General features: G+C 50.9%; 15 protein-coding genes. 2 read left to right on the top strand and 13 right to left on the bottom strand.

The window, feature by feature from the left end:
• Nucleotide 1 precedes the first annotated feature (1 nt).
• From ACEN2G_RS10920 to ACEN2G_RS10875, 10 genes are all read right to left on the bottom strand, one after another.
• Nucleotides 2–814 carry a hypothetical protein gene (locus tag ACEN2G_RS10920; protein ID WP_442021518.1) on the bottom strand — a complete coding sequence of 271 codons (813 nt, stop codon included), beginning with the start codon at nucleotides 812–814 and terminating at the stop codon, nucleotides 2–4.
• Nucleotides 795–2,522: a GspE/PulE family protein gene (locus tag ACEN2G_RS10915; protein WP_442021517.1), complete on the bottom strand. Its 1,728-nt coding sequence runs from the start codon at nucleotides 2,520–2,522 to the stop codon at nucleotides 795–797. Before ACEN2G_RS10915 ends, ACEN2G_RS10920 begins: the two co-directional genes overlap by 20 nt.
• 9 nt (nucleotides 2,523–2,531) lie before the next feature.
• Nucleotides 2,532–3,086 (bottom strand): response regulator, encoded by a 555-nt coding sequence (locus ACEN2G_RS10910; RefSeq protein ID WP_442021516.1) that lies wholly within the window; start codon nucleotides 3,084–3,086, stop codon nucleotides 2,532–2,534.
• A gap of 219 nt (nucleotides 3,087–3,305) precedes the next feature.
• Nucleotides 3,306–4,265, bottom strand: a complete 960-nt coding sequence (locus ACEN2G_RS10905) for a peptidylprolyl isomerase (RefSeq protein WP_442021515.1) — start codon at nucleotides 4,263–4,265, stop codon at nucleotides 3,306–3,308.
• On the bottom strand, nucleotides 4,262–5,809 hold the full coding sequence (locus ACEN2G_RS10900; RefSeq protein WP_442021514.1) for an ABC transporter substrate-binding protein: 1,548 nt from the start codon (nucleotides 5,807–5,809) through the stop codon (nucleotides 4,262–4,264). Before ACEN2G_RS10900 ends, ACEN2G_RS10905 begins: the two co-directional genes overlap by 4 nt.
• Nucleotides 5,810–5,835: 26 nt before the next feature.
• Nucleotides 5,836–6,465: an SCO family protein gene (locus ACEN2G_RS10895; RefSeq protein WP_442021513.1), complete on the bottom strand. Its 630-nt coding sequence runs from the start codon at nucleotides 6,463–6,465 to the stop codon at nucleotides 5,836–5,838.
• Nucleotides 6,462–7,121, bottom strand: coding sequence for an SCO family protein (locus tag ACEN2G_RS10890; protein WP_442021512.1), 660 nt, complete (start codon nucleotides 7,119–7,121; stop codon nucleotides 6,462–6,464). The genes ACEN2G_RS10895 and ACEN2G_RS10890 overlap by 4 nt, the downstream gene beginning before the upstream one ends.
• 32 nt (nucleotides 7,122–7,153) lie before the next feature.
• Nucleotides 7,154–9,169, bottom strand: a complete 2,016-nt coding sequence (locus ACEN2G_RS10885) for a YncE family protein (protein ID WP_442021511.1) — start codon at nucleotides 9,167–9,169, stop codon at nucleotides 7,154–7,156.
• A gap of 57 nt (nucleotides 9,170–9,226) precedes the next feature.
• The gene (mnxG, locus tag ACEN2G_RS10880; protein WP_442021551.1) at nucleotides 9,227–15,058 is read right to left on the bottom strand and encodes a manganese-oxidizing multicopper oxidase MnxG; all 5,832 of its coding nucleotides are present in this window, start codon (nucleotides 15,056–15,058) and stop codon (nucleotides 9,227–9,229) included.
• Nucleotides 15,059–15,431: 373 nt separating this feature from the next.
• Complete coding sequence (locus tag ACEN2G_RS10875; RefSeq protein WP_442021510.1) at nucleotides 15,432–16,034, bottom strand: lytic transglycosylase domain-containing protein; 603 nt, start codon at nucleotides 16,032–16,034, stop codon at nucleotides 15,432–15,434.
• Nucleotides 16,035–16,320: 286 nt separating this feature from the next.
• Between ACEN2G_RS10875 and gspG the strand changes: the two genes are divergently transcribed.
• Together gspG and ACEN2G_RS10865 are read left to right on the top strand one after the other, a co-directional pair.
• Nucleotides 16,321–16,734 carry a type II secretion system major pseudopilin GspG gene (gspG, locus tag ACEN2G_RS10870; RefSeq protein WP_442021509.1) on the top strand — a complete coding sequence of 138 codons (414 nt, stop codon included), beginning with the start codon at nucleotides 16,321–16,323 and terminating at the stop codon, nucleotides 16,732–16,734.
• 17 nt (nucleotides 16,735–16,751) lie between these two features.
• On the top strand, nucleotides 16,752–17,942 hold the full coding sequence (locus tag ACEN2G_RS10865) for a type II secretion system F family protein (RefSeq protein ID WP_442021508.1): 1,191 nt from the start codon (nucleotides 16,752–16,754) through the stop codon (nucleotides 17,940–17,942).
• Nucleotides 17,943–17,993: 51 nt separating this feature from the next.
• Here the strand turns inward: ACEN2G_RS10865 and ACEN2G_RS10860 are convergent, their stop codons facing one another.
• The 3 genes from ACEN2G_RS10860 to ACEN2G_RS10850 all read right to left on the bottom strand — a co-directional run bounded on the left by ACEN2G_RS10860 (nucleotide 17,994) and on the right by ACEN2G_RS10850 (nucleotide 21,623).
• Nucleotides 17,994–19,391: a sigma-54-dependent transcriptional regulator gene (locus tag ACEN2G_RS10860; protein WP_442021507.1), complete on the bottom strand. Its 1,398-nt coding sequence runs from the start codon at nucleotides 19,389–19,391 to the stop codon at nucleotides 17,994–17,996.
• Entirely contained in the window at nucleotides 19,373–20,854 is a 1,482-nt protein-coding gene (locus ACEN2G_RS10855) for a sensor histidine kinase (RefSeq protein ID WP_442021506.1), read from the bottom strand. The genes ACEN2G_RS10860 and ACEN2G_RS10855 overlap by 19 nt, the downstream gene beginning before the upstream one ends.
• A 298-nt stretch (nucleotides 20,855–21,152) precedes the next feature.
• Nucleotides 21,153–21,623, bottom strand: a complete 471-nt coding sequence (locus ACEN2G_RS10850; RefSeq protein WP_442021505.1) for a GlcG/HbpS family heme-binding protein — start codon at nucleotides 21,621–21,623, stop codon at nucleotides 21,153–21,155.
• Nucleotides 21,624–22,209: the final 586 nt, after the last annotated feature.

Below are 22,209 nucleotides of genomic sequence, written 5' to 3'. Positions count from 1 at the left end.
CTCAGACTACCGCCATGGCCATGGTATAGAGGTGATCCTCACTGGCCTCTGATAATGGCCAGCCAAGAGGATAGATAGGGATTCCACAAACGGGGGCGGGTGGCGCCTTGAATCGGTCTGGGGCATGTAAATACACGGGGGCCGCCGACATGCCCTCGAGTTTTTGCAACTCAGTTTCTCGCGCAATCAGGGTCGCCAGCGCCTGATCGGAATCAAGACTCGACAGCGAACGCACATGGACCCAGTGCCCTCCCAGCGCCAGCAACAAGGTACTGCGTTGCGGTTCGGCGAGAATAAATAAGAAATCCTGCTTGGGCAGTGTTTTGGCAAAGTGGTTGAATGCACTCATCAGATAAGGCTGTATCGACCTTAGTCGCCACCCTCTTTCACTCGCGATCTGCTGCAAATTGGCAATCAGCGCCGCTGGCATTGCCGCAGATAACCGCGCTTGGCCGCGGGCTTGGGGGGAAAAACGAAAGTGCCACTCGTTGCCTAAGGAGCCATAGATTTCTTCAAAACAGATACGAGCATAACTCTCCAACTCCCGAGGCGAAGCTATGTGCTCGCTCCAAGGCAGCAGGCAGTAACGGATAAAATGATTGGAAACCAGTATGCAAAGCTCACTTTGGCGCTGACTTGACACCATCCCCAATAAGTCCGTCAGCGCCGCTGTGGCCGCGGGCCAGTTCGAGCGCTCTCCTTCTTTGCTATTCACTCGGCCCAACCACTCTAGGCCATCCTTAGAGCGCCGGCACAGACCCACACCGTCAGCCCCCAAGATGGCGATATAACGTTCAGTCGACAAAAGTGACACGGTTGATCTCCTCCAGAGTGGTTCGCCCCTCACGCACCAGCGCCAATGCCGAACTGCGCAACAAGTGCAGGCCACGGCGGCAGGCAAGTTCTTTGAGCTCGGCTATCGGTTTGCGATCAATAATCAGCTGGCGTAGCTCATCATCTAATTGCAGTAGTTCGGCGATGGCAGTGCGGCCGTAATAACCGGTACCACGGCAATGGCCGCAACCCGCCCCTTGCACGAAATGAAAGTGCTCGACCTTGGCTCGATCCAAGCCTGAAGCCTGCAGCTCGTCATCGCTTGGCATCACTGGAGCGGCGCAAGAGGGGCACACCAAACGCAGCAGGCGTTGCGCGAGTACCGCATTCAGAGCAGACACAAAGCTATAGGGATCCACGGCCATCTGAGTAAAACGGCCAATGACGTCAAACACATTGTTGGCATGAATGGTGGTAAACACCAAGTGGCCGGTCAGTGCGGACTGCACGGCGATTTGCGCGGTATCGGGATCACGAATTTCGCCGACCATGATCTTGTCTGGATCGTGGCGCAAAATAGAGCGCAACCCACGCGCGAAGGTCAGGCCTTTTTTCTCATTAACCGGAATTTGCAACACGCCAGACAATTGATATTCGACCGGATCTTCGATGGTGATGATCTTATCTACACCATGATTAATCTCAGTCAACATAGCGTAAAGAGTGGTGGTTTTTCCGCTGCCGGTGGGGCCTGTTACCAGCACCATGCCATAGGGTTCGGCTGCCAACCGTCGCAGATGCCGCAGGGTAGTTTCTTCAAAACCTAAAGACTCAAGGCGAACGCCCTGTGACTTGTCCGCCAGTTCCTGTTTATCGAGCACCCGCAACACAGCGTCTTCACCAAAAATGCTCGGCATAATAGAGACGCGAAAGTCAACCTGTCGGCCTTTGATGGCAATCTTGAAACGGCCATCTTGAGGCACTCGTTTTTCGCCAATATCTAATTCGGCCATAACCTTAACGCGGGAGATAACCTGTTCCGCAATGTCATTACCTTGCACTCGGTTGATGTTATTCAACACCCCATCGATACGATATTTAATGACCAGCCCTTGGCCTGTCATGCCAATATGAATATCACTGGCGTGTATTTTCAGCGCATCATAGAGAGTGGAGTTAACCAGCTTGACCACCAAACTGGGATCTTCGCTAATACTGGTCAGCGATAAGTTTTCCAATAAACTGTCGCTGTGATCAGCAAGCTCAGTCTCGGTATGTAAGGTATCAACCGCTTGATACGTCTCTTCGTGGCGAGCGAGATAAGCAACCAGCGCTTCTCTGTGAACCAGATACAAAGGAGCCCCGTCTAGGCAAGTGTCAATCCAAGCTAGGCCTACATCATCGAACGGATCGGCAAACACTCCCACGCGCTGCTCTTCCAGCTGGATCATGACAAACTCTCGCTTGAGCGCTTGTGCCAGTGGCACGCGCTCGAAACAAGGTGAGCATGAAAACAAGCATTCGCCATCCAGCACCGAATAATGCAGTGTTTTACCCAAGCGCTGGGTAAATTCATCGCCCGTGAGCTCGGCTAATTCTTCTAGCTCCACCAAGAGCCGGCGCCCACTGGCATCTGACAATACTCGGGCCTGACTTAATAACCCGGCATCGAGACGAGACATGATGCCGGCCGTCGAGGCGGTAAAATTATCTAATTCATGTCCCATCATTAAAGACCGTCTATCCATGACCGTACCTCACATCTTTGTTCGGCAATTATTCTTAAATAACTCCTGTTGCTGGCGGCTTACATCTAAACGCTCATCTTGTTGAGACTGACGTCTATCAACCTGTATCCAAGTGCCGTCATACATCTGTAATGGAAAGTGCTCGTTCTGATGACGTCTACGTTCTGGTGCTAGATCTGACTGAGCGGCCTGTCCCTGCTGGCTGCTATTGATCAAAGTTCGAATTGAACGCATCAGCTCCGCTAACGGAAAGGGTTTAAATAACAGGTGTTTTATACCGTGCTGAGCCGCCAGCTCACTCACTTCACTGCTCGGGTTGCCAGTCATTAGCACACACTGCCCCTGCCAACATGAACCAATTTGATCTAATACCTGCAATCCGCACATATCGGGTAAACGAAAGTCGAGTACGATAATGTCAGGCGTAAAATGTTCCTGTACCAAGTTAATAGCACAGGCTCCGTCTCTGGCAATTCGAATATCAAACTGCTGTGCCTCAAGATAAAGCTGGAGGTTCTGTCCAAAAATAAGCTCATCCTCGACGATCAACACTTTGTTATTCATAAAGGAGAATTCCTATTTGTATGGGATCTTTTCCTGTTAGAAGATCACACCTGCAAACATGAACATGCATACTTCAGGCCAGAAAAAATAGTTAGCTGGGCCGCTATTTCATAGCAATAGCCGAGGTTTTGATAAGATATGGCAAGCGTTTCCCCAAAAGTGAGGAAAAGTCGGGGAAGCTAAGGGGGAATTCCCCAATACTGGGGAATTAATTCACTATCAACGGGACAAGACAACAAGCTCACTATCAGAGCGCAACCGCGTGAGGGCCTCGGCACGCGCTTGGGTGACTTGCTCGGTAGCCAGCTGGCGTTTGATCAGCGCCTTGGCTTCTTGCTCGGGCATGGACACCGCAGGGTGGCGTTGTTCGAGTTTGATCAAATGCCAACCATACTGGGTCAGTATCGGCTCGCTGACGGCTCCGGGTAGCAAAGCAAAGGCCGCCGTTTCAAATGACGGAACCATGTCACCGCGTTGAAAGTTATCCAGCAGACCGCCCTGCTGCGCCGTGCTGTCTTGTGAATAACGGCGCGCCAACGCGGCAAAGTCGGCACCTTGATTTAATTGCTGTTGCAGGCCGATGATCTGCTGACGCACCTCGGCTACAGACTCCTTATCCGACGCAGAGCTGACGTTGAGCAATATGTGTCTGGCCTGTATTTGCTCTGGGCGTTCAAACTGTTTCATGTTCAGCTGATAAAGCCGATCCACTTCTGCGGCTAGTGGCGCAGACACAGGAGTAAGCGCCTCCAGCATCATCATGGCCGCCAGCTCCTGCCCTAAATAATCCGTATAACTTGCTTCGTCAAATCCCTCTTGCGCTAGCCGTCGAGCAAAATTCTCCGGGCTGCCAAAGGCGGCTTTTAATTTTTTCAACGCGGTCTGCACCCGCGCCGGATCCACGTTAAGGCCACGTTTTTGTGCTTCCTGCCACAATAGCTCCTTATCGATCAGCTGCTCCAGCGCCTCTGTCTTGAGCCGCTTATACACATTCGGACTGCGAATGGCGCCCACACTGCGCCCCTGAGCCAACAAATAATCGGCAAAATGACGCTCGAGTCGAAAATTGCTGATCTCGACCCCGTTCACCTTAGCAGCCACGCCCACCGCCTGAGCCCATACGGAGCCAACTTGTGCACAACACCAGAGGATCAATAAGCCTCTTTTAATGTTCTTCATAGCGAGTCCTCTATACGCAGATAAGGCCCGACCGGCCGAAAACGCCGTTGTTCAAGGTCTACCGTCACCACATGAGCGCCGGCAGCACCGACTCGTTTACCGGGTCCAAAATTCAACGCCGGACTCAAGCCTGTATTAAAACCATGAAGCGCTTCCAGTGCCGCTACCAATTTTTTTCGGCTGGCATCACGACCTGCACGCTTAAGGCCTTCACCCAGTAACACAGCAGCACAATAAGCCTGTACCTGCAGTGTGGTAGTTCGGCCACTGAGTTGGCGCTTTTGTCGAATCGCAGCCAGCTCAGCAGCCCCCGCGGGGCTCCAATCACTGGGTAAAAAAGGATAAGCAAGAAACACCTGCTCGGAGAAAGATGCCGGTAGATTAAAGACGTCACCGGCGACCTGAGTCGAAGCGGCAAACAGATAAGGGGCTAGCCCTGACTCATGCCATAGCGCGGCCAAATTAACAAAGTCTGCCGAGGTGCCAATAAAAAATAACGCCTGGTTGGTGGTCGCAGTGGGGAGCGCCGTAATGCCGACTATCTCTTGCTGTTGGCGGCCATCCAACAACTGTACCTCAGGCCAACCAGAGCGGTGCAGCTTGTCTGCCAAAGACTCAGCTAGCTCGCGTTGGTAAGGGACATCCGAATAAGCAATGAAGGCGCTGCGTCCATTGGCGGGCAGCATGTAGCCGGCAAATTCGCCCAAGGTAAGTAATTGGTCACGCAAGCCTGCCAAGGGATGAAAGACCATGGCATTTTGCTGGTACGCCACCTGCGGGCCAAGTGGCCCTATGAGGGGAATGCCCATCGCCGCTGCCCATTCTGCCAACTCCTCGTCCAAAGTCAGCGCCAGTGGTGCGAGCAAGGCAAAAAATGGTCCCTGCTGCTGCAACTCATCTAAGGCCGCTTTGGCACTCACTTGGGTGGCACCGAGATCCATGGTAATCAGCTCCAGCCGACGACCATGAATACCACCATTGTCATTAATCCGCGCCAGTACCTCTTCAAGCACAGCCGCCACTGTGGTGCCCATTTCTGCAAAGCTTCCTGTCAGAGGAAGCAAACTGCCGATCCGCAGTTGTTCATCTTCAAGTCCTAAATCATCGTCTTCTTCCAAGCGTTTCAGATAAGCGGTCAAATTGTTCATATCACGTTGTGACATCACAAATCTCGGCATGGACGGATCCAATTGCTTACCTGCCGAGTCTCGCCCTTCGCTCACTGCACGAGCGAACGTTTGCTCATCATAAGGTGGCCGAGTGCGGCCATGGCTTAGGCGAGCACCATAGGACAAGGTCAAACGCCGCCAGAGAATAGACGGGGGCCGCACGCCCCCCTCCGGTCGGCCCCGCCCGTCTGCGCCATGGCAACTGGCACAAGGCATGACTGACGCTGGCAATAGCGTGCTCGCCGCCCCGACTCGGGCCTGAATGATACTGTCTCCCGCGCCAGTACCGTGCAGGAACAACTGTTTACCAGCCGTTTCTTGCGGGTTCAGTTCAAGGGCGCCAATCTGCCCACTCAGGCACAGAAGACTGACCATTAGCCAGCGCCGATAATCCACAGCGATCAGAGCCTAGGCTCGGTTAACAACTGCAAACGCTGGGCGATTGCCGGTACGGCTGCATCGGGCTGGATCTTGTTCCACCGTTTATTGGCCACATCACCGGCAATCAGCAAAGTAGAATGAGCCTCAGGGCTGGCAATAAAGTGCCCAAGACGCGCCAGCACGAGATCGACATCCGCCTTGTCGCCGGTTAGAAAGGTCCAATTTGGGCTTGCTATTTCATGCTTGCGTATAAAGGCCTGCAGCACTTCCGGTTTATCGTTTAAAGGGTCGCTGGTGATAGAAATAAAGTGCACTTTTTCAGCGGTCTTTTCGTCCATGGCTTCCCGCACCTCCTTCAGCTTACGGGTGATCAAGGGACAAGCATCATCGCAATGGGTAAAGATCACATTGAGCAGCACGACTTTATCTTGTAAGACATCGCTGTAAAAACGCACCGTTTCGCCATGCTGATTCAGCAAGGCCGTATCGGTAAAGTAACTGCGTGCATCTTGGGGCGCGCGCACTTCAACCGGTTTAATCTCAGCCCCCTTACTCTGCCCTGCAATATGAGGAACACCATGGTTTTCATGAGCATAAAGCGGGCCTGTCATCAGGCCCAGCATAACGGCGCTAGCAATAATAAATCTCATGGGTGCGCTCCTGCATGTATAGCCGGATTATGTTGAGCCAGCGAATGACGAGCATGACTGAGCTCGTTAACCTTGGCGACCAAGACTTCGGGGGCAGTAAAGCCATAGAAACGTGACCAGTTATCACTGCGCCCATCACCAACCATGATCAAGGGCGGATGGGCATCATAATCGGCGGCCCAAGCACCCAATCCCTTTAGGGTCTGGTTTATCGATTGCGTGGTGCCGGTGAGCCAGCTCCAGCCGTCACCGGCGTTAAAGCCCTGCGCGTACTGCTGCAATCTAGTTGGGGTGTCACGTAATGGATCCACGCTGATGGACACCAGCTGCACCTCAGATCCAATTCGTTCGCCGAGCTGGTCTTGTACCTGTTTCATTAATCCGGACACTACGGGGCATACGGTGGTGCAACTGGTATAAACAAAGCTCATCACTACCAGTTTATCGGCGACTAAATCCTCTTTAAGGTTAACCGTTTGGCCATGTTGATCTAGCAAGGGCACGGCGGCGAAATGCACAGTGGCATCTGCGGCCTCAGTAGGTTTGGCATGAGCATGTGCGTGTTGTTCTGGAGAATGCGCCTGCACTGATGCACTCAGCAGAGTCAGGCTCAGCAGCGTAAATAATTTAGCGGCTCGGGTGTTGCATCCCTTCATGATCATTACTCCTGTAACGTTAAATCACCTCATCAACGAGACTGTACCGTCTTCAATGCGGCGGCTTGTGTACGTAGGCTCGTATAAGGCAAGTCATTAAATCCCAACCCCAGAGAGGCGGAAGCCAGATGCAAGTAATAGGCTCCCGTTGATTCTAGTTCAATTTTGGCCTCATAGAGGCCCTCACCCACCTCTACCACTGCCACTTCGCGCGGGCGAGAGGAAGGGGCGAGAAAATAACGTAGCCGTAGATCCGCAACGCCACTCAGCGGCTGATTGTCTCGCCCCTGCGTCAACCGCACTCGTATTTTAGCCGGTGAGCCCGCCTGTAAAGGCTTATCCCACAAAAACTCCACTTGGGGTTTTTGTGACTGCTTCACCAAGGCCGGATCCAGAGCCACCTCAGTGCTAAAACAGTGCGTCAGCTCCGGCTGATTGAGCATCAGTGCCACATCAAACTGGCCGGCCGGCGGCAGCTTGACTCGGGTGCTGTAAACTCCGGGTTCTACTTCACGCAGACTACGATCTATCACCTTGGCGGCTCGCGCCGCATGCCCACGATTTAAATAACTGAACATGGGGGCGTTCATCCCCTCGGTGTAGAAGTAGGTGCTGTTGTCCACGGGATTCACCACGAACACGGCGGCGTCTTCTCTGGCAGGAGCCAAGCTGGTGGCGATGGGCAGATCCCCAGCCAGCTTGGGCGCCGCAGGGCCCGCTTCAAAGCTCTGGACTGTGGGTGTTTTTCCTTCGCCCAAAGATACCAAACTAATCATGGAGACTTTGGATGAGGCAAGTCCGCGGATATAAGCATAAGAACGCGTGAATACCAGTTGATAGGGTTCGGCCGCCACCTCGATACTGTGCAGAACCTCGTCGGTTGCCGCGTCTATGACAGTCGCGCTGTCTTCCATGGTGTTGAGCACTATGCCAAAGCGTCCGTTCTGGCTAAACCGCAAGGGCCCGATACCTTGGCCGATTTGCATGACCTTACGCACCTGCAAGCTACGCGCATCGACCACGGTCACAGTACCATCCTTACCATCGCTAACATAAACCGCCTGCGACAAAGGCGAGAAGGCCACCGCCAAGGGATGTGATCCGGTATTAATTTTCGCCACTTCTGTGAGCGTCTCGACATCGAATACCGTCAAGGCACCCGCATCCCGATTGCTGACAAAGGCATAACGAGAGTCGTCGCTAAAGGTAATATCATGATGCCCAGCCCCCGTGATCAGCGTTTTTACCCGCTCCAGACTCTGGGTATCAATAACGGTCACTCCGCCCTGTTCCGCATGGCGGCTGTCGTTACCGACCCACAAATAACGCTGGTCCGGCTGTAATGCCACCCGTACCGGATCGGGGCCGGCGGCTATATTGGTTAATACCTTAAAACTGTTGGTATCTATTACCGCCACTTCTTCAGCATTGGGCATGGAGACATAAAGTCGTTTGTCATCCGTACTCGCCACCCAGTCCATGGGGGCACGTTTGAGTGCGATTCGACTTAGGGTGCTGGTGATGCCCCCCACCGAAATTGACGGGTCTATCACAGTTAAACTGGCATCCTGATTGAGTACCAGCAGATAGTAACTATTAAAGTCAATTAACGGACGCGCTCCCATACGTCCCTTGAGGTAATAACCGATTCTAGACTTACACTGCTGTTGATAGTCCCCCCCTTCTGGCACACTCTGCGCCGCATCGAGCCAAGCGCCGGGTACCTGACCAGAAATGGGTTGACCGGTGGTCGCATCGCGCAACCGGAAACGGACATCGGCAAGTTGGCCTTCTACCAATGCGGTGCCTTTGCCAAGGGGGCGAATTTCAAAATCTATGGTGACGCCATCCCGTTGCCATTGATTGCTGGCCTTAGGCTCAAGCTGAACTGTGCTGACATGACTTGTACTGGCACGAGCTGTACTGGCATGAGGCGCCTCGCTATCCTTAGCCGCCAAAGCCGGATTTTCCTCCAGCCCATACACGCGAGATTGAGTCATCAGCAGCACAAGACAATAAATCACATACAATATCGATGATAATTTCACAGGCGAATCCCTCCCATCAAATAAGCCCGGATTCCATTTCCGGGCTTATGTTGGCTGCTACCTTCTCAGCCGGCCTGGCTGAGGAGCTGGGTTATTTACTGGTGGCGGGGCTACGGGTGCAGCCTGAGGGCTGCTGACCCGCAATATGCCCCATAAGCCGTTGGCATTACCGCCTCCCGCAGAATCCCGGTACAGATAGTCTCCAGACACCGCATTACCACCACCGGCACTCGGAAACATCATGCTGAAGTGGGCAGCCGGCAGAACACTTTCCTGAACACCGGTATAAATATCCAGCGGGTTATAACCAAAGGCCACAGATCCTATCCCTGGATATTTCATCGGATAGCCATTACCGTCCTGTTTCTCGGCTATATAAGGCATGCGCCCCCACACATGGCCCGTCAGCTGGAAGCTTCCCGAGCGACCAGCAGAGCTACTTTGCAGCACATGGGTACGGAACGGCTGGCCAGGAGTCACCGTCAAGACAGGCGTTTCTGGGTCAGCACCGGTTAAGGCATTGCTGTAAGCCATATGAGCGTTAGGAATATCTCCCCAGCCATGACCACCTGCTCGGCCAAAAGGAGCATCAGGTGCCTTGGCAAACCGGTACCAGAGCGGCTCACTCTTATAGTTAATCGCCATGCCAGAGTTATCTTCTGGATCTGCGGGTACTCCAAAGCCTTCCGGTGCCATATTCTCCACCGGTCTGCCATTGGCCCAACGCATATTCAGCCCCCGTTGCCAAAGCAAGGTAAAGTCACGATAGGCGGGTTTGCCCAGAGGCTGTACGGTTGCCGCGGCGCGCATGCCCACATCCTCGGTCCAAGTAGAGCCTAGAGGGCTTATCACCATGGCCGCCGACAAGCCTTTTTGGGGCTGCTTAATGGGATCCGCTTGCATCAGATTCAAACCACCGAACTCGATAGGCTGCGTCATAATGCGATCGAGATTACGTCCCAGGCGGGCAATGGGTCGCCCTTCTCGTTCGTAATGTCCCGCATAGTACTGATAGCTACGGCTCGGATATTCAAGGGCACCCGTGGCACGCGGCGGCACTGTTTGTATCGGGTTAATACCCACGTTGGCACCGTCTCCTTTGGTGATGTCATAAGCCAGCAACTGGGCATGCAGACCCACGTGATTGGATGGGCGCATCAGGTTGTTGTTAAACGCCGTCACGCCTTTACTCGCAAAGCGATCGCGTTTCACCACACTTGGCATCACTGAAAAGTTAGGTAAATCGGGCATCTCCATGGGTAACCGATTTTCCAGTTTGACGTTAACACAATCACCGGCGGCGGCTCTCAGCATCAGCGGCTCAATAGGTACGCCCGCTTTCAGCTTACCGGTCTGAGGATCCAGATCGGACTTATGTACATACATGATGGCGGTGGGATCGTGCAGCGGCCCAGATTGACCACCAATCACGCTGATTTCACCCGTTTCATCATCTATTACCGTCGCCTCGGGTATGCTCACTAGGCGTGAGTTATACACCAAGGTGCCGCCAGCAGAATTAAGCGGGCCGCCCACATGCAAACCGTTACCACTGGGGTCACCTATGGTCAGTCCCAAAGGATTATCCAAGATATCGTTGGCCAGCACCGCCACTACTTCGTAATTGCGCTGCGGTGTGGCTCTGGTGCCAATGCCGCTAGGGTTAGGCCCATATTTCGGGCAGGCACCATCAAAGTCCGCGGTGTTGCGCATCGCCAACGGTTTTTGGTTATTCGGTAAGGGGAGTAAATCACTGCGGCTATTGGTGTAATTACGCATGATCCCCCACATACCATTCCAGTAACCTTCCGCTGATGCACTCATGGAATAAAGGTAATCACCGGTGTCGGCATCCGAGCTTGACAGCATGGCCACGGGAGCTGCAAAACCGAATTGCTCCGATAAGCCCACCATCTGCGAGGCACGCCAGCCGGAGTTAGAGCTAGAGCCGTAACCGGTACCAGTTCGCAGCCATTTAACCCCGTGCAGAGCAACGTTGTGTGCCTCCTCATACCCACCCGCATGTATTCTTAACCGTACATTATCCCCAGAATAGGTACGCAGCAGTGGAGTAAAAGGATCTCCCGGCTGATCGCCACCCGCGTTAATATGAGGCGGGAAGTGGGTCGTACCACCTGTTGGCCCCACCGCCGAAGTAATAGCACTGGGCGCTAGGTTTAATGCCGGTATGGCACGGTCGGTACGGCTTTGCAGCGCATGCGATAAGTCACCCGCCAGTCCTGCAGCCTGCATGCCCGGTTTACCATCGGGCGCCAGCCGTTCTGGATCATAGATACGCAGCCCCAGCGGCTCATTACGATAATTGACAGTGTAAATACCGGGGTCTTCAACCGAGATCGCCTGCGGGCAGGGTCGGCTCGGACAACCGGGTACTTGGCCGCCTTCAACATCCACCACAGATTCCAGTAAAGAACTGGCTGCTTGGCGCACCGGCGGGTTGATGGCATAGCGGAAGCTGTCGCTGGTCGCCGGATAGGCGCCAGGATTAGGCACACCATCAGGGCCCGCGCCAACATAAACACCGGCCTCATAGGCATGTTGGAAATCACTGTACTCCAAGAAAAACTCACGGAAGCTGTCGTTCTTACCATCACCGTTAAGGTCACCGGTGGCAATTACCGCCTGCCATGAAGTAGGCCCGCCATCTTGGCGCGTCGCCGTATCATACAGACGCGCACCCGTCTCAGAGTGAAACCACTCTGAACCTGCCGGCTCAGTTAACACTGTGGCATAAAGCCCCAATTGTTGATGGGTTGAAGGAGCGAAATGGTCATGGGTAAAAATATTGCCCAAGCCGCGATCGATATTATGCACATTCACCACAGGGTCGGCGAACCAACGCTGCATGGTGGTTCTGGCTCCGACCCAGTCGCTGCGATTAAACTGGCCAAAATAAGGATGCACCTTGGCCACGGGGCAGGCATCTGTCCCTTCGCGTGGGTCATTACTCAGGCATTGGTTGTATTCACGAATCGCTGCGATACGCTCAACCACTGTGGTGGGAGACAAAACACCATCTTCATAGTTCCAGCCGTTGGCTGAACCATCGGAGGCCGTCTGATCCCACTTGGGTAAGTGAATATGCTGTCCCATCACATCGGTCGGGGTGCGCACCTGATAGTCGTCCAGCTCGAAAAAGGCGGGGATCAGGTTGGTTTGCTGATACATGGCGCAATCGAAGGTGTTCAATCGCATTACCAGCGGCTCTGGCGGCTGTTGTTTGTTGATAATGGGCCAAGCATCTTCCCACAACGCCAACATTCGTGTTTGCGGATAGTGATACCCCACCTTGTTGAACACCGCATCAATTTGAATATTGGCAGCTTTATAAATACGTGGCTTGTCGGCAGTAAATTGCGATGAGCCAGTAAAAGACATGCCATCCGCCCGCTCACCGCTGACAAATTCACCGGGTCCAGACGTTTGAGTTAAGCGTTTTTGCCGATCATCGATACAAGGTTCAAAGAAAGGAGCCCCAGATACTGGGGGGGAACCGTTAGTCAAGAAAGGCTTCGGCTGTACGTCACCATTTGGCAACACAGAGAAACTGGCGTGGTTAGCCATGGCATGGTATGCCATGGCAGCCTGTTCGACATCTGTGCCTTCTTCGGGGAAGAAAACCGGCTTGGCACGGGTGATGACCTTAGTAAAATCCAGCGCGCTGGTGATCACTTCGGCTTCTCCGCCGCTCGACCACCCTTCCAGCGCGTGACGAGGCAAACCGCCATTCCAACCATCGACCTGTGCTGGGTCTAGCGAAGCCCACAAGCTATTACCGCTGTCCTTTAATGCTTGAGCGGTAGCCGGATCCAACATATCCAAGGGTGGCGTAGGTGCCCGCTGGCCAACAGTGTGCTCAATCCCACCAATCCAGAACGGGAAACCTGGGTTTTTCAGATTACCGTCTGCGTTACGATTGGCCTCGCTACGATCCACTAACGCCACTGAGCCCACAGCGACCGGTTCATCATCATGTTCAGGGTCACTGCCGTACTTGGTCACCACAGTCACCTTACCCGGCATAGGCGGCATTGCTTTGCCTGGTAGAGGCACGATGGCAGGTATAGGCGTACCGGCTATGATTTCACCATCGGGCAAGGCGCGCGCGTTAGCTGCGGGCAGACCACTGCGCAAGGCAAAAGGCTCTGAGTGATAACCATCATCTCCGTCTTCTGAGACCTGGAGACGAGTACCTTCTTCAAACACATCATGTACCCGCCACATGGCCCACATACCTTGAGCAAAATGCGGATAAAAATGGCAATGATAAATGGAGTCACCGGCCGAACGGTTACGGTTACCCGAACCACCATTGGCAATTTCATAGGTATAACCCGATCCTGGGCCTATACCCTGAGCATCTAAGTAATCGGAGTTATCATCATTGGGGTTGAACAGCCACTGGTGGCCATGTAGATGGAAAATATGATTTTCAATACCCGAGTGAGTGTTACGTATTTTGACAAAGTCCCCCTGATAACTGTGACTGACGTTAGAGGGTTCGGCTGGGTACAAGGCCATGCTGGCCTTAATGCCGATATCATTTTTCGACGGTACTTCTCCTGGGCGTATTTGTTCCAGACCCACGTTGGCAGGGACATCCACCAGCATGGCCACATCACCAACGGTATGCGCACTGAGGAAAAATTCCTCGTAAGAACACGACAGACAATCATGCATGGGACCAACACCGAGCCGATTGGCAATCATTTCAGAACCCACGCCACTGGCGCCGTAATTGATCATGAAGGCATCGCGCACCGGCGCCAGCACATGACCGAATACCGGATCGGCCCAATAACCGGGGAATGCCTGCGCGACAGCAGCTTCATCCTGAAAAGCCGCGGTAAAGTCGCGAAATGGCTCTAGTCGATTGGGCAAGGCAGGATTACGTTTGCCGATGCTTTCCAGTGGATAAGTCGCCGGCGGAAAACTGCCGTCGCTATTAGGCCCAACGACGACGGTATCGGTATGGCTGGCAATAATCTCGTTACCGTCAATCAGGTTCAGAATCGGTAATCCGGCCTTGCCTTCGGTCAGCCAAGGTTCCGTCATGGGATAACGGGCTTCGTAGTTGATCACCGGCTGCCCCATCGGTGTTCTGGCGGTGGTGGCTAAGCGCATCTCTTCTTCGGTCAGCGTATTACGATAGATCTTGGCTCTTTTTGGCAACACAATAACTTGCGCAATCAGGCCATTTCCCACGTTACCACTAGTACCCTCACCGCCTAAGGTAGCTCCGTAGCTAGTTGCGGCAAAGGCCCCCTCATGTTCGGCATAAAGCGTATAACTGCGTCTGGCACCGGGGGCAAGCAAGGCGCTGTCGTTACGACCAACATAAGTGGCAATATCGCCAATCGTGTTCACCGCCTGCATACCGGCCACTTCGAATCCGACATGTCGATCGGCGACCTGATCATCAATCTGCAGCTCGGCTACATCGGCATTATTCGGGTTGGATTGATTCGCTAGCAGGTTTTGCAGGTTTACCGTCAAACAGTCACCAGCAGCGACCTTCAACACCAAGGGTCGTGGTCGTTTATCGGCTCTTAAGCTTACAGCTCCGGGCACTGCTGCGCCCCCCATGGCGAGGGGAACATCGTTGTCGTCCACCACATCTCGGCGCAGGGCGAACATCATGCCGTTCACATTCTGTGCCCCCAAGCGGTTAAACATCAGGGGTTGGTCAAGGGCAACAATATTAGCTTCTAGATTACGGGCGCAACTAATACTCGCCTGTGCTTGGTGTGAGAAAAAAAGTAGGGCCGCCGTTAATAATACGTGCCCGGAAATTGAGGTTAAGGACCCCGAAGTTACACTACAGGGAGCTAGGGTATCGGGTGTTTCCGAATGGCTGTTCCGTATCATCATGACAAGCCTCCAATATGCTCATTACCGTCATTCCTATTCTTAGAAGCAAAACGCATACCAACAATTAAATCCTTTAAATACAAAAACTTAATTTAATTTTTACATTTATTGGGGGTTATTCCCCACCCACTTACGGGGCGTCAGCACCACATGCCAATAACAACGTCCATAACAAGCGAGCAAGGGTGGCCACTACAACTCTTCAGCTCATAATTCAAGAAAACGAGTAATCCGGCTCATACACATATTTAAACGCTATTTATGATTCACTTATCAGTTTGGCTGCCGATTGAGTTACCAATTTGGCTACCGATTGAGTTATCTAAATGTGGGGGAAAAGACCCAATAATGGGGAGAAAAAATGGGGGACTCAGTACATCAGGGCCTGTAACTGTTGATAATGTTCGGTTACTTTAGCCACATAATTCTGAGTCTCAGGAAAAGGAGGGATACGGTTGCCACGTGTTTTAACCGCGCCAGGACCCGCGTTATAGGCCGCTAGCACCAAAGAAAGATCATTATCGAACATCTTCATCAGCCGTTTTACATAACGCGCACCGCCGCGGATATTCGACAACGGATCCCAAGCATCAGCAACACCCAATTCTAGCGCCGTGCCTGGCATCAACTGCATCAGGCCAATGGCCCCTTTTGGGGAAAGTGCGGATGGATTGTAGTTAGACTCAGCGCGAATAATGCCATGCAACAAGTTTTCCGGCAGTTTTTGCTCCTGCGCAACCTGAGCAATTAAAGCAGCAAAAGGACGCCCTTGTAGGCTAGGTAAAGGCGCTAATGCAGGCGCAGCTTTGAGCGTGATGGCGGCGGGTTCCCGCCGTAACAAGGTGTAGCCTTGCCCTTTAGCTGGAATATTCGTCAGTGTAATACTGCCGTCACTGGCGGTTCTCAGATAGACATCAGCATGGACCCATGTAGGCAAACTCAAAACCAGCCAAATCAGCATTGATACTCTCATCCTTGATCCTTTCATCCTTGATCCTTTCATCCTTGATCCTCCCCTCCGTGGTGAAGCATGGGTCATGGACATTCCCTGCCATGCCCCATGCTCATCTGCCGATCTAAGCCGTCAATGCGCAAGCAATAAGTAAGCCAACATAAAAAATCAAGATCCCGAGTAACGTGCATAGTTCTTGCATCATGCTCACTATGATTACCGCGCTATGGGTTATCGAGCTGTGGGTTGTCGAGCTGTGGTTAACACATAGATACGTTTCATCGCCAAGGAATGGGGAGAAAAAGAGATGCTAAAACATAGGCAACGAGGTTTTACTCTGTTGGAGCTACTCGTGGTACTCGTGGTGCTCGGCCTACTCGCCGGCATAGTAGCCCCAAAATATTTCGGTCAGTTAGGGCGTTCTGAAGTCAAAGTAGCGCGCGCCCAAATAGAGGGCTTAGCAAAGGCATTGGATCTCTACCGGTTAGATATAGGCCGTTATCCCACCACCGAGCAAGGCTTAGATGCCTTGGTTTTAGCACCGAACAACGAACTTAAATGGGGCGGACCTTATCTACAGAAACAAGTGCCTCAAGACCCATGGGGGTTAAGCTATATCTATCGTTCCCCTGGTGAGTATGGTGACTATGACCTGCTGTCTTTGGGCAAAGATGGCCAGCCCGGTGGTAACGACGAAAGTGCTGATATTGTCAGCTGGTAATAACACTGTGAGGTCATATGCGTTTTCATATCAAAGGGGTTAATAAACAAGCGGCCATTGTTTCCCTGACGCTAGAAGCTGCATCTAAAGCGGATGCCTTGCTACTGGCCGAGCAGCAACAGCTGCGTGTGCTCGCACTTCATTCAGCGCAGCCTTGGTCACTGAAACCTTGGCGTCCCCGCGAGGCTTTTCAGCTACTGTTATTCAGTCAAGAATTGGCCACCTTGCTAAAAGCTGGGCTGGCGCTGATTGATGCGCTAGAAAGCCTAGCGGAGAAAGAATCGGCACCTAGAGCAAACAAGATCCTGTCCGGTCTGGTGCGCCAGCTCTACGAGGGAAAATCATTTTCTTCGGCATTAACACAATTTCCTGTGGAGTTTCCTCCTCTCTATATTGCCTTGATACAATCCAGCGAAAAAACCGGCACCGTCGGTGAATCGTTGGATCGTTATGTCAGTTACCATCGTCGGATGGATGAAATCCGGCAAAAGGTACTCAGTGCCTCACTCTATCCACTGCTATTATTTATTGTCGGTTGCGGAGTCTTGCTGTTTTTAATCGGCTATGTTGTCCCCCGCTTCAGCTTAGTGTTCGAGGGCGTAGGGACTAATCTACCCTGGTTATCACAATTACTGTTGAAATCTGGACTACTTCTTAATCAACACATGATCGTTATTCTGGGTGGCCTACTACTGGTTATTCTGACCTTGGTCGTGCTGCTCAGACAAGAGAAAGTACGACGCGCTCTTATCATTACGATTAATAAAGTGCCCGCCATCCGCCAACGCTTGTTCGCCTATGAGCTGGCGCGTTTTTATCGTTCACTGGGTATTTTGCTGCAAGGGGGTATTCCCATTCTGACGGCCATGGCTATGGTTCGAGATCTGCTTGGCGTCATGTCTCGTCCTCGACTCGATGAGGCCAGACAGAGCATACAAGAAGGGCATGCTTTGTCTGCTGCGCTAGCAGAAAAAGGACTGACCACCTCCGTTGCCCTGCGCATGCTACGCGCAGGTGAACAATCGGGAAAATTAGGGGAAATGATGGAACGTACCGCAGATTTTTATGATGAAGAAAACAATCGATGGGTCGAATGGTTTGTGCGTTTGTTTGAGCCTTTACTGATGACCTTTATCGGCCTGCTAATCGGCGTTATTGTTATTCTGATGTATATGCCCATCTTCGATCTAGCTTCAAGCATTCAGTAAGATTATCGCTAACCAAATGCTACACCGCCGATGGGCTCAATAGTCGGCCTCTTAACGCTCTGGTCGTATCAGGCCAAGCCGCTCTATGCGATAACGTAGCATATCTCGCGTAATACCGAGTAGGCGAGCCGACTTAGTCACGTTCCAGTCTGTCTTGTTCAATGTTTTTATAACTAGAATACGCTCCACTTCTGGAAGATTTTCTTCATGCATCTCCCTTTCAGTAAAGCTAACACTCTCATGATAGACAGGAGCAGCAACAGGCTGGATCGCCAGCTGATTTGGCACTATGATCGCGGCTTGTGTCAGCAACACAGCCTGTTCTAATATGTTACGTAACTCTCGCACGTTACCCGGCCAATGATAGGCTTTGAGTAAAGCCTCTGCATCTGCGGAGAAAGTTAATCCCGATTTGCCATAACGCTTACTGTGCAGATTAAGAAAATAACGTGCCAATAATAATATGTCGTCACCCCGCGATGACAGGCTTGGCACCTTGATAGAAATAATTCGTAGGCGGAAAAACAAATCACGACGAAAGGTCCCCTCTTCTACCATTTGTTCGAGATTGCGATTCGTGGCACTGATAATTCGTAAATTAATTTTTCGCTCTATAATCGAACCGATCCGACGAATGGTACGATCTTCAAGTAATTTAAGGAGTTTGGCCTGCAGAGCCAAATCCATTTCACCCACCTCATCCAAAAATAAAGAGCCTCCATCCGCAGCCTCTACTAATCCTATTCGACGTTCCTTGGCATCGGTGAAAGCGCCTTTTTCATGGCCGAATAATTCAGCTTCCAATAAATGCGCCGGAATTGACGCGCAATTAAATTCGATAAAAGGCTCTTTACGCCGGACACCATCAACATGCAATGCTCTCGCAACGAGTTCTTTGCCGGTTCCCGTATCACCCTCAATCAATACACTGGGCAGATCCGTATCCGTCATGCGGCTTTCCGCATCAAGTAACTGCCGTATAGTCTGCTTGACTTGTAGCATGCCGGATGAATTGCCAAGCATTGCATCCAGCCCGGCACTCTGTACATCTCGACTCTGATAAAAAGACAGCTGATATTCCATACGCTGAGCTGCCAAGGTCTTGTCGAGCAATAATTTAAGCTCGGCCAATATCACAGGCTTGGTCAAATAATGAAAAGCACCCACTTTCATCGCAGTCACAGCATCTTCTATATTGCCAAAGCCGGTCATCATGATGACTTTAAGCTGAGGGTCACTAGAGTGAATGTGTCCAATTAAGTCTATGCCATTCATGCCTGGCAGCGAGTTATCCGTCAATACCACATCTGGATGATGAGTTTTCAGCAACTCAAGTGCCTCTTCGGCCGAGTGACACACCAAGGCTTCAAATTTTTTGAGTTTAAGGTATGCCTGAATATTTTCCGCCAACGTTTGATCGTCTTCGACAATTAATATGCTGTACTCCATGGTTTACCTCCCGTGGCGACCTTGAAACGCAGGCTTACTTTTGTACCTTTCTGCTCACAAGAACTTAGCTCAACCTGCCCGTCAAATCGCTCCATCAGCCGTTTGACCAGCATTAATCCCACGCCAACTCCACCTTGCTTAGTCGTATAGAAAGGTTTAAAAGCCATCATTTCCTGTCGCTTGGTCATTCCTCTTCCGGTGTCACTAATGGTCACATTCAAACAACGCTGGCTAACGTCCTGTTCCGCTACTATGCTCAGCAAGCCGCCATCAGGCATCGCCTCAATAGCATTTGCTATCAAGCTATTTAATACCTGTGTGAGCAATGCTTTTCGGCTGACGACTAAAGAGATCTGTTTTATCTCGCATTCGACTTGAATATTCGAGCGTTTAATTTGCGTCTCAAAAGCAAGCACAGCTTCTCGGATCACAGTCACGGGATCAACAGCTTCACTCTCGCCAGTAAGAGAGGGGGAAGATACCAACAATTCACGTATCCACTGTGACATACGATCAACCTGATTGATGATATCGTTGATATTTTTGTGAATAGGCGGATCGGATAACTCCAGTGTCAGTTCCGCACTCGAGCGAATTGCGGCAAGTGGATTACGCAGACTGTGTGCTATCGCTGACGACATTTCTCCTAATACCACAAAAGTTTCATTGGCAATCAATTGCTGCTGTTGCGAGGCCAGTTGAGCAGATGCCCGATATACGATCCAAAACAGCCCCAGATACATTAGGAAACCACCAAGAGCCACCGCCTGCCAAATCAACACATAACCACGTTGGATACGAGTGTTAAGATCTCTGGGCTCTTTATAAATTTCTACAACGGACAATACGTTTTTATCGACATCAAATAATGGGATATAATTTTCTATATATAAACCTTTGGGTATCCAGTGCAATTGTTTTTCCGACCTATGATCATCGGCATCATAATGACTATTAGCAATATAACGTTTAAGATTAAATGCACCATCAAGCTCTTCATTATTTAAAACTTTCTCACCAATCAACTCTGGATTAGTTGACCAAATAACAACTCTATCGTGTGAGTATATATTAGCCAAGAGTAAGTCTGGCAAATGAGAAATATGATCAAGAAACTCATTCCGCGCTTTATTTATTCGATTATCAGCGACGAAAACTTCATCATAAGAAACTTGATCCAGCGAAGACAAAAATAGCTTACCCATAGTTGCCAGTATCGGCACTCCAGCATGGTCTATTTCTGCCTCCGCAACAGCTTGTATAAACTGTGCGCTCAACATGGAGTCGCGGTCTATGCTTTCTTGCCGTAGAAATTGAGTAGTGATGGCCCCCACACCGATGGCAACCGCCGCAATTAACAAGGCACTGAGTAATGAAAACCAGCGAAGAAAGCTAAACCTTGATGTATGTCGCCCAACACCAAACAGATTTATAATTCTAGTATTTTCAAATAGATGGCTCATAGGACTTCCTGTCCTTAGTTTATTATCAAACCATATTGTTAGTGTTGACCACTGAAAATTTAGTTTAATACAAAAAATTAAAAATCTGGTTTGAAGAGTCAACTAGATGACATATAGTTGACTCTTACTTTGATTCTAGAACAGCTTTATATTTTTGTAAAAAATACTAGTTAAGCTTTTTGATTGTGACTATTTTTATCATTTAAATTATTATTGTGACATCAATCACAAATTAAACACGTAGATATCAATAACGCTAGAGATAAGCAACATCCCCTGTAACTAATAAGATGGAATATTATTTAAATACCGTCTTTATTGCCGCTTCAGCACAAGTCTGATCTAAGTGTCCCCCCGGAGCTCCGCCAACTCCAATACCCGCTACCAGCTGTTCATCAATACGTATAGGTACCCCACCACCTAAGATCAAAATGTCTGAATGCATATCACGCAAACCGGATAAAGCCGGTTTATCTGCAATATTATTTGCCATGTCCGCAGTGTTCACTCCTAGTGATGCAGAGGTAAAAGCTTTCTTACGTGCACTTTCGACCGTATGTGGACCAGCTAATTCATCCCGGCCCAAAGCCTTAAGCACACCAGAACGGTCAACCACAGCTACTGTCACATGATAGCCATCTTTAGCGCATTGCTTGAGGCCTGCGCTCACTAATTGCAGGGCTGTATCTGTATTTAGTGTCATGCTATTCACAGTTTGTGCCTGTGCACTCATGCTGGCAAAAGCCAGTAGTAACAAAGGTGTCTTCATCCATTTATCTCCGTATAAAAGTCATGTTCACTATAGTCATTCTAACGCGCACTTGCCTTTCGTTTAGCTACATCTTTGCGCTAATGAGAAAATTGAATAAAGCTTACATGCTTGAATTATCGACTGAATAATCTAACGACCTCAGCTTTCTCGTGATATTAACTAGTACAAGAAGACACTTATTGAGCAACCTTTATTAGTATAGGCTGAGTATCCTATTCGGGCAGATAACAATAGTCTTTTGACACCGATCAAAGCAGGTGAGTGGTCACCAAATGGTCACGGTTTAGTCACGGTTTGGTCACGGAGGTGGATTTGACAGAGTCAAAATGAAGAGTTTAACGAGGATAAAAAGAAAAAATCCCTGCTCGTTAGCGCAGGGCTTTTGAATGATGGCAGAGTGGTAAATGCGCCGCGTTTGAAGGTTGGCGCGCAGCGACACCATCCCGACTATCCGCGAAGCCATTAAACGAAAAAAACCCAGCATTTCTGCTGGGTTTTTAAGATTAATGGCGGAGTGGACGGGACTCGAACCCGCGACCCCCGGCGTGACAGGCCGGTATTCTAACCAACTGAACTACCACTC

The sequence above is a fragment of the Oceanisphaera sp. W20_SRM_FM3 genome (assembly GCF_052119705.1).
Taxonomy (GTDB): Bacteria; Pseudomonadota; Gammaproteobacteria; order Enterobacterales; family Aeromonadaceae; genus Oceanimonas.
The sequence above is the reverse complement of the archived record's forward strand: the minus strand, read 5'-3'. Positions and strand labels throughout refer to the sequence as shown.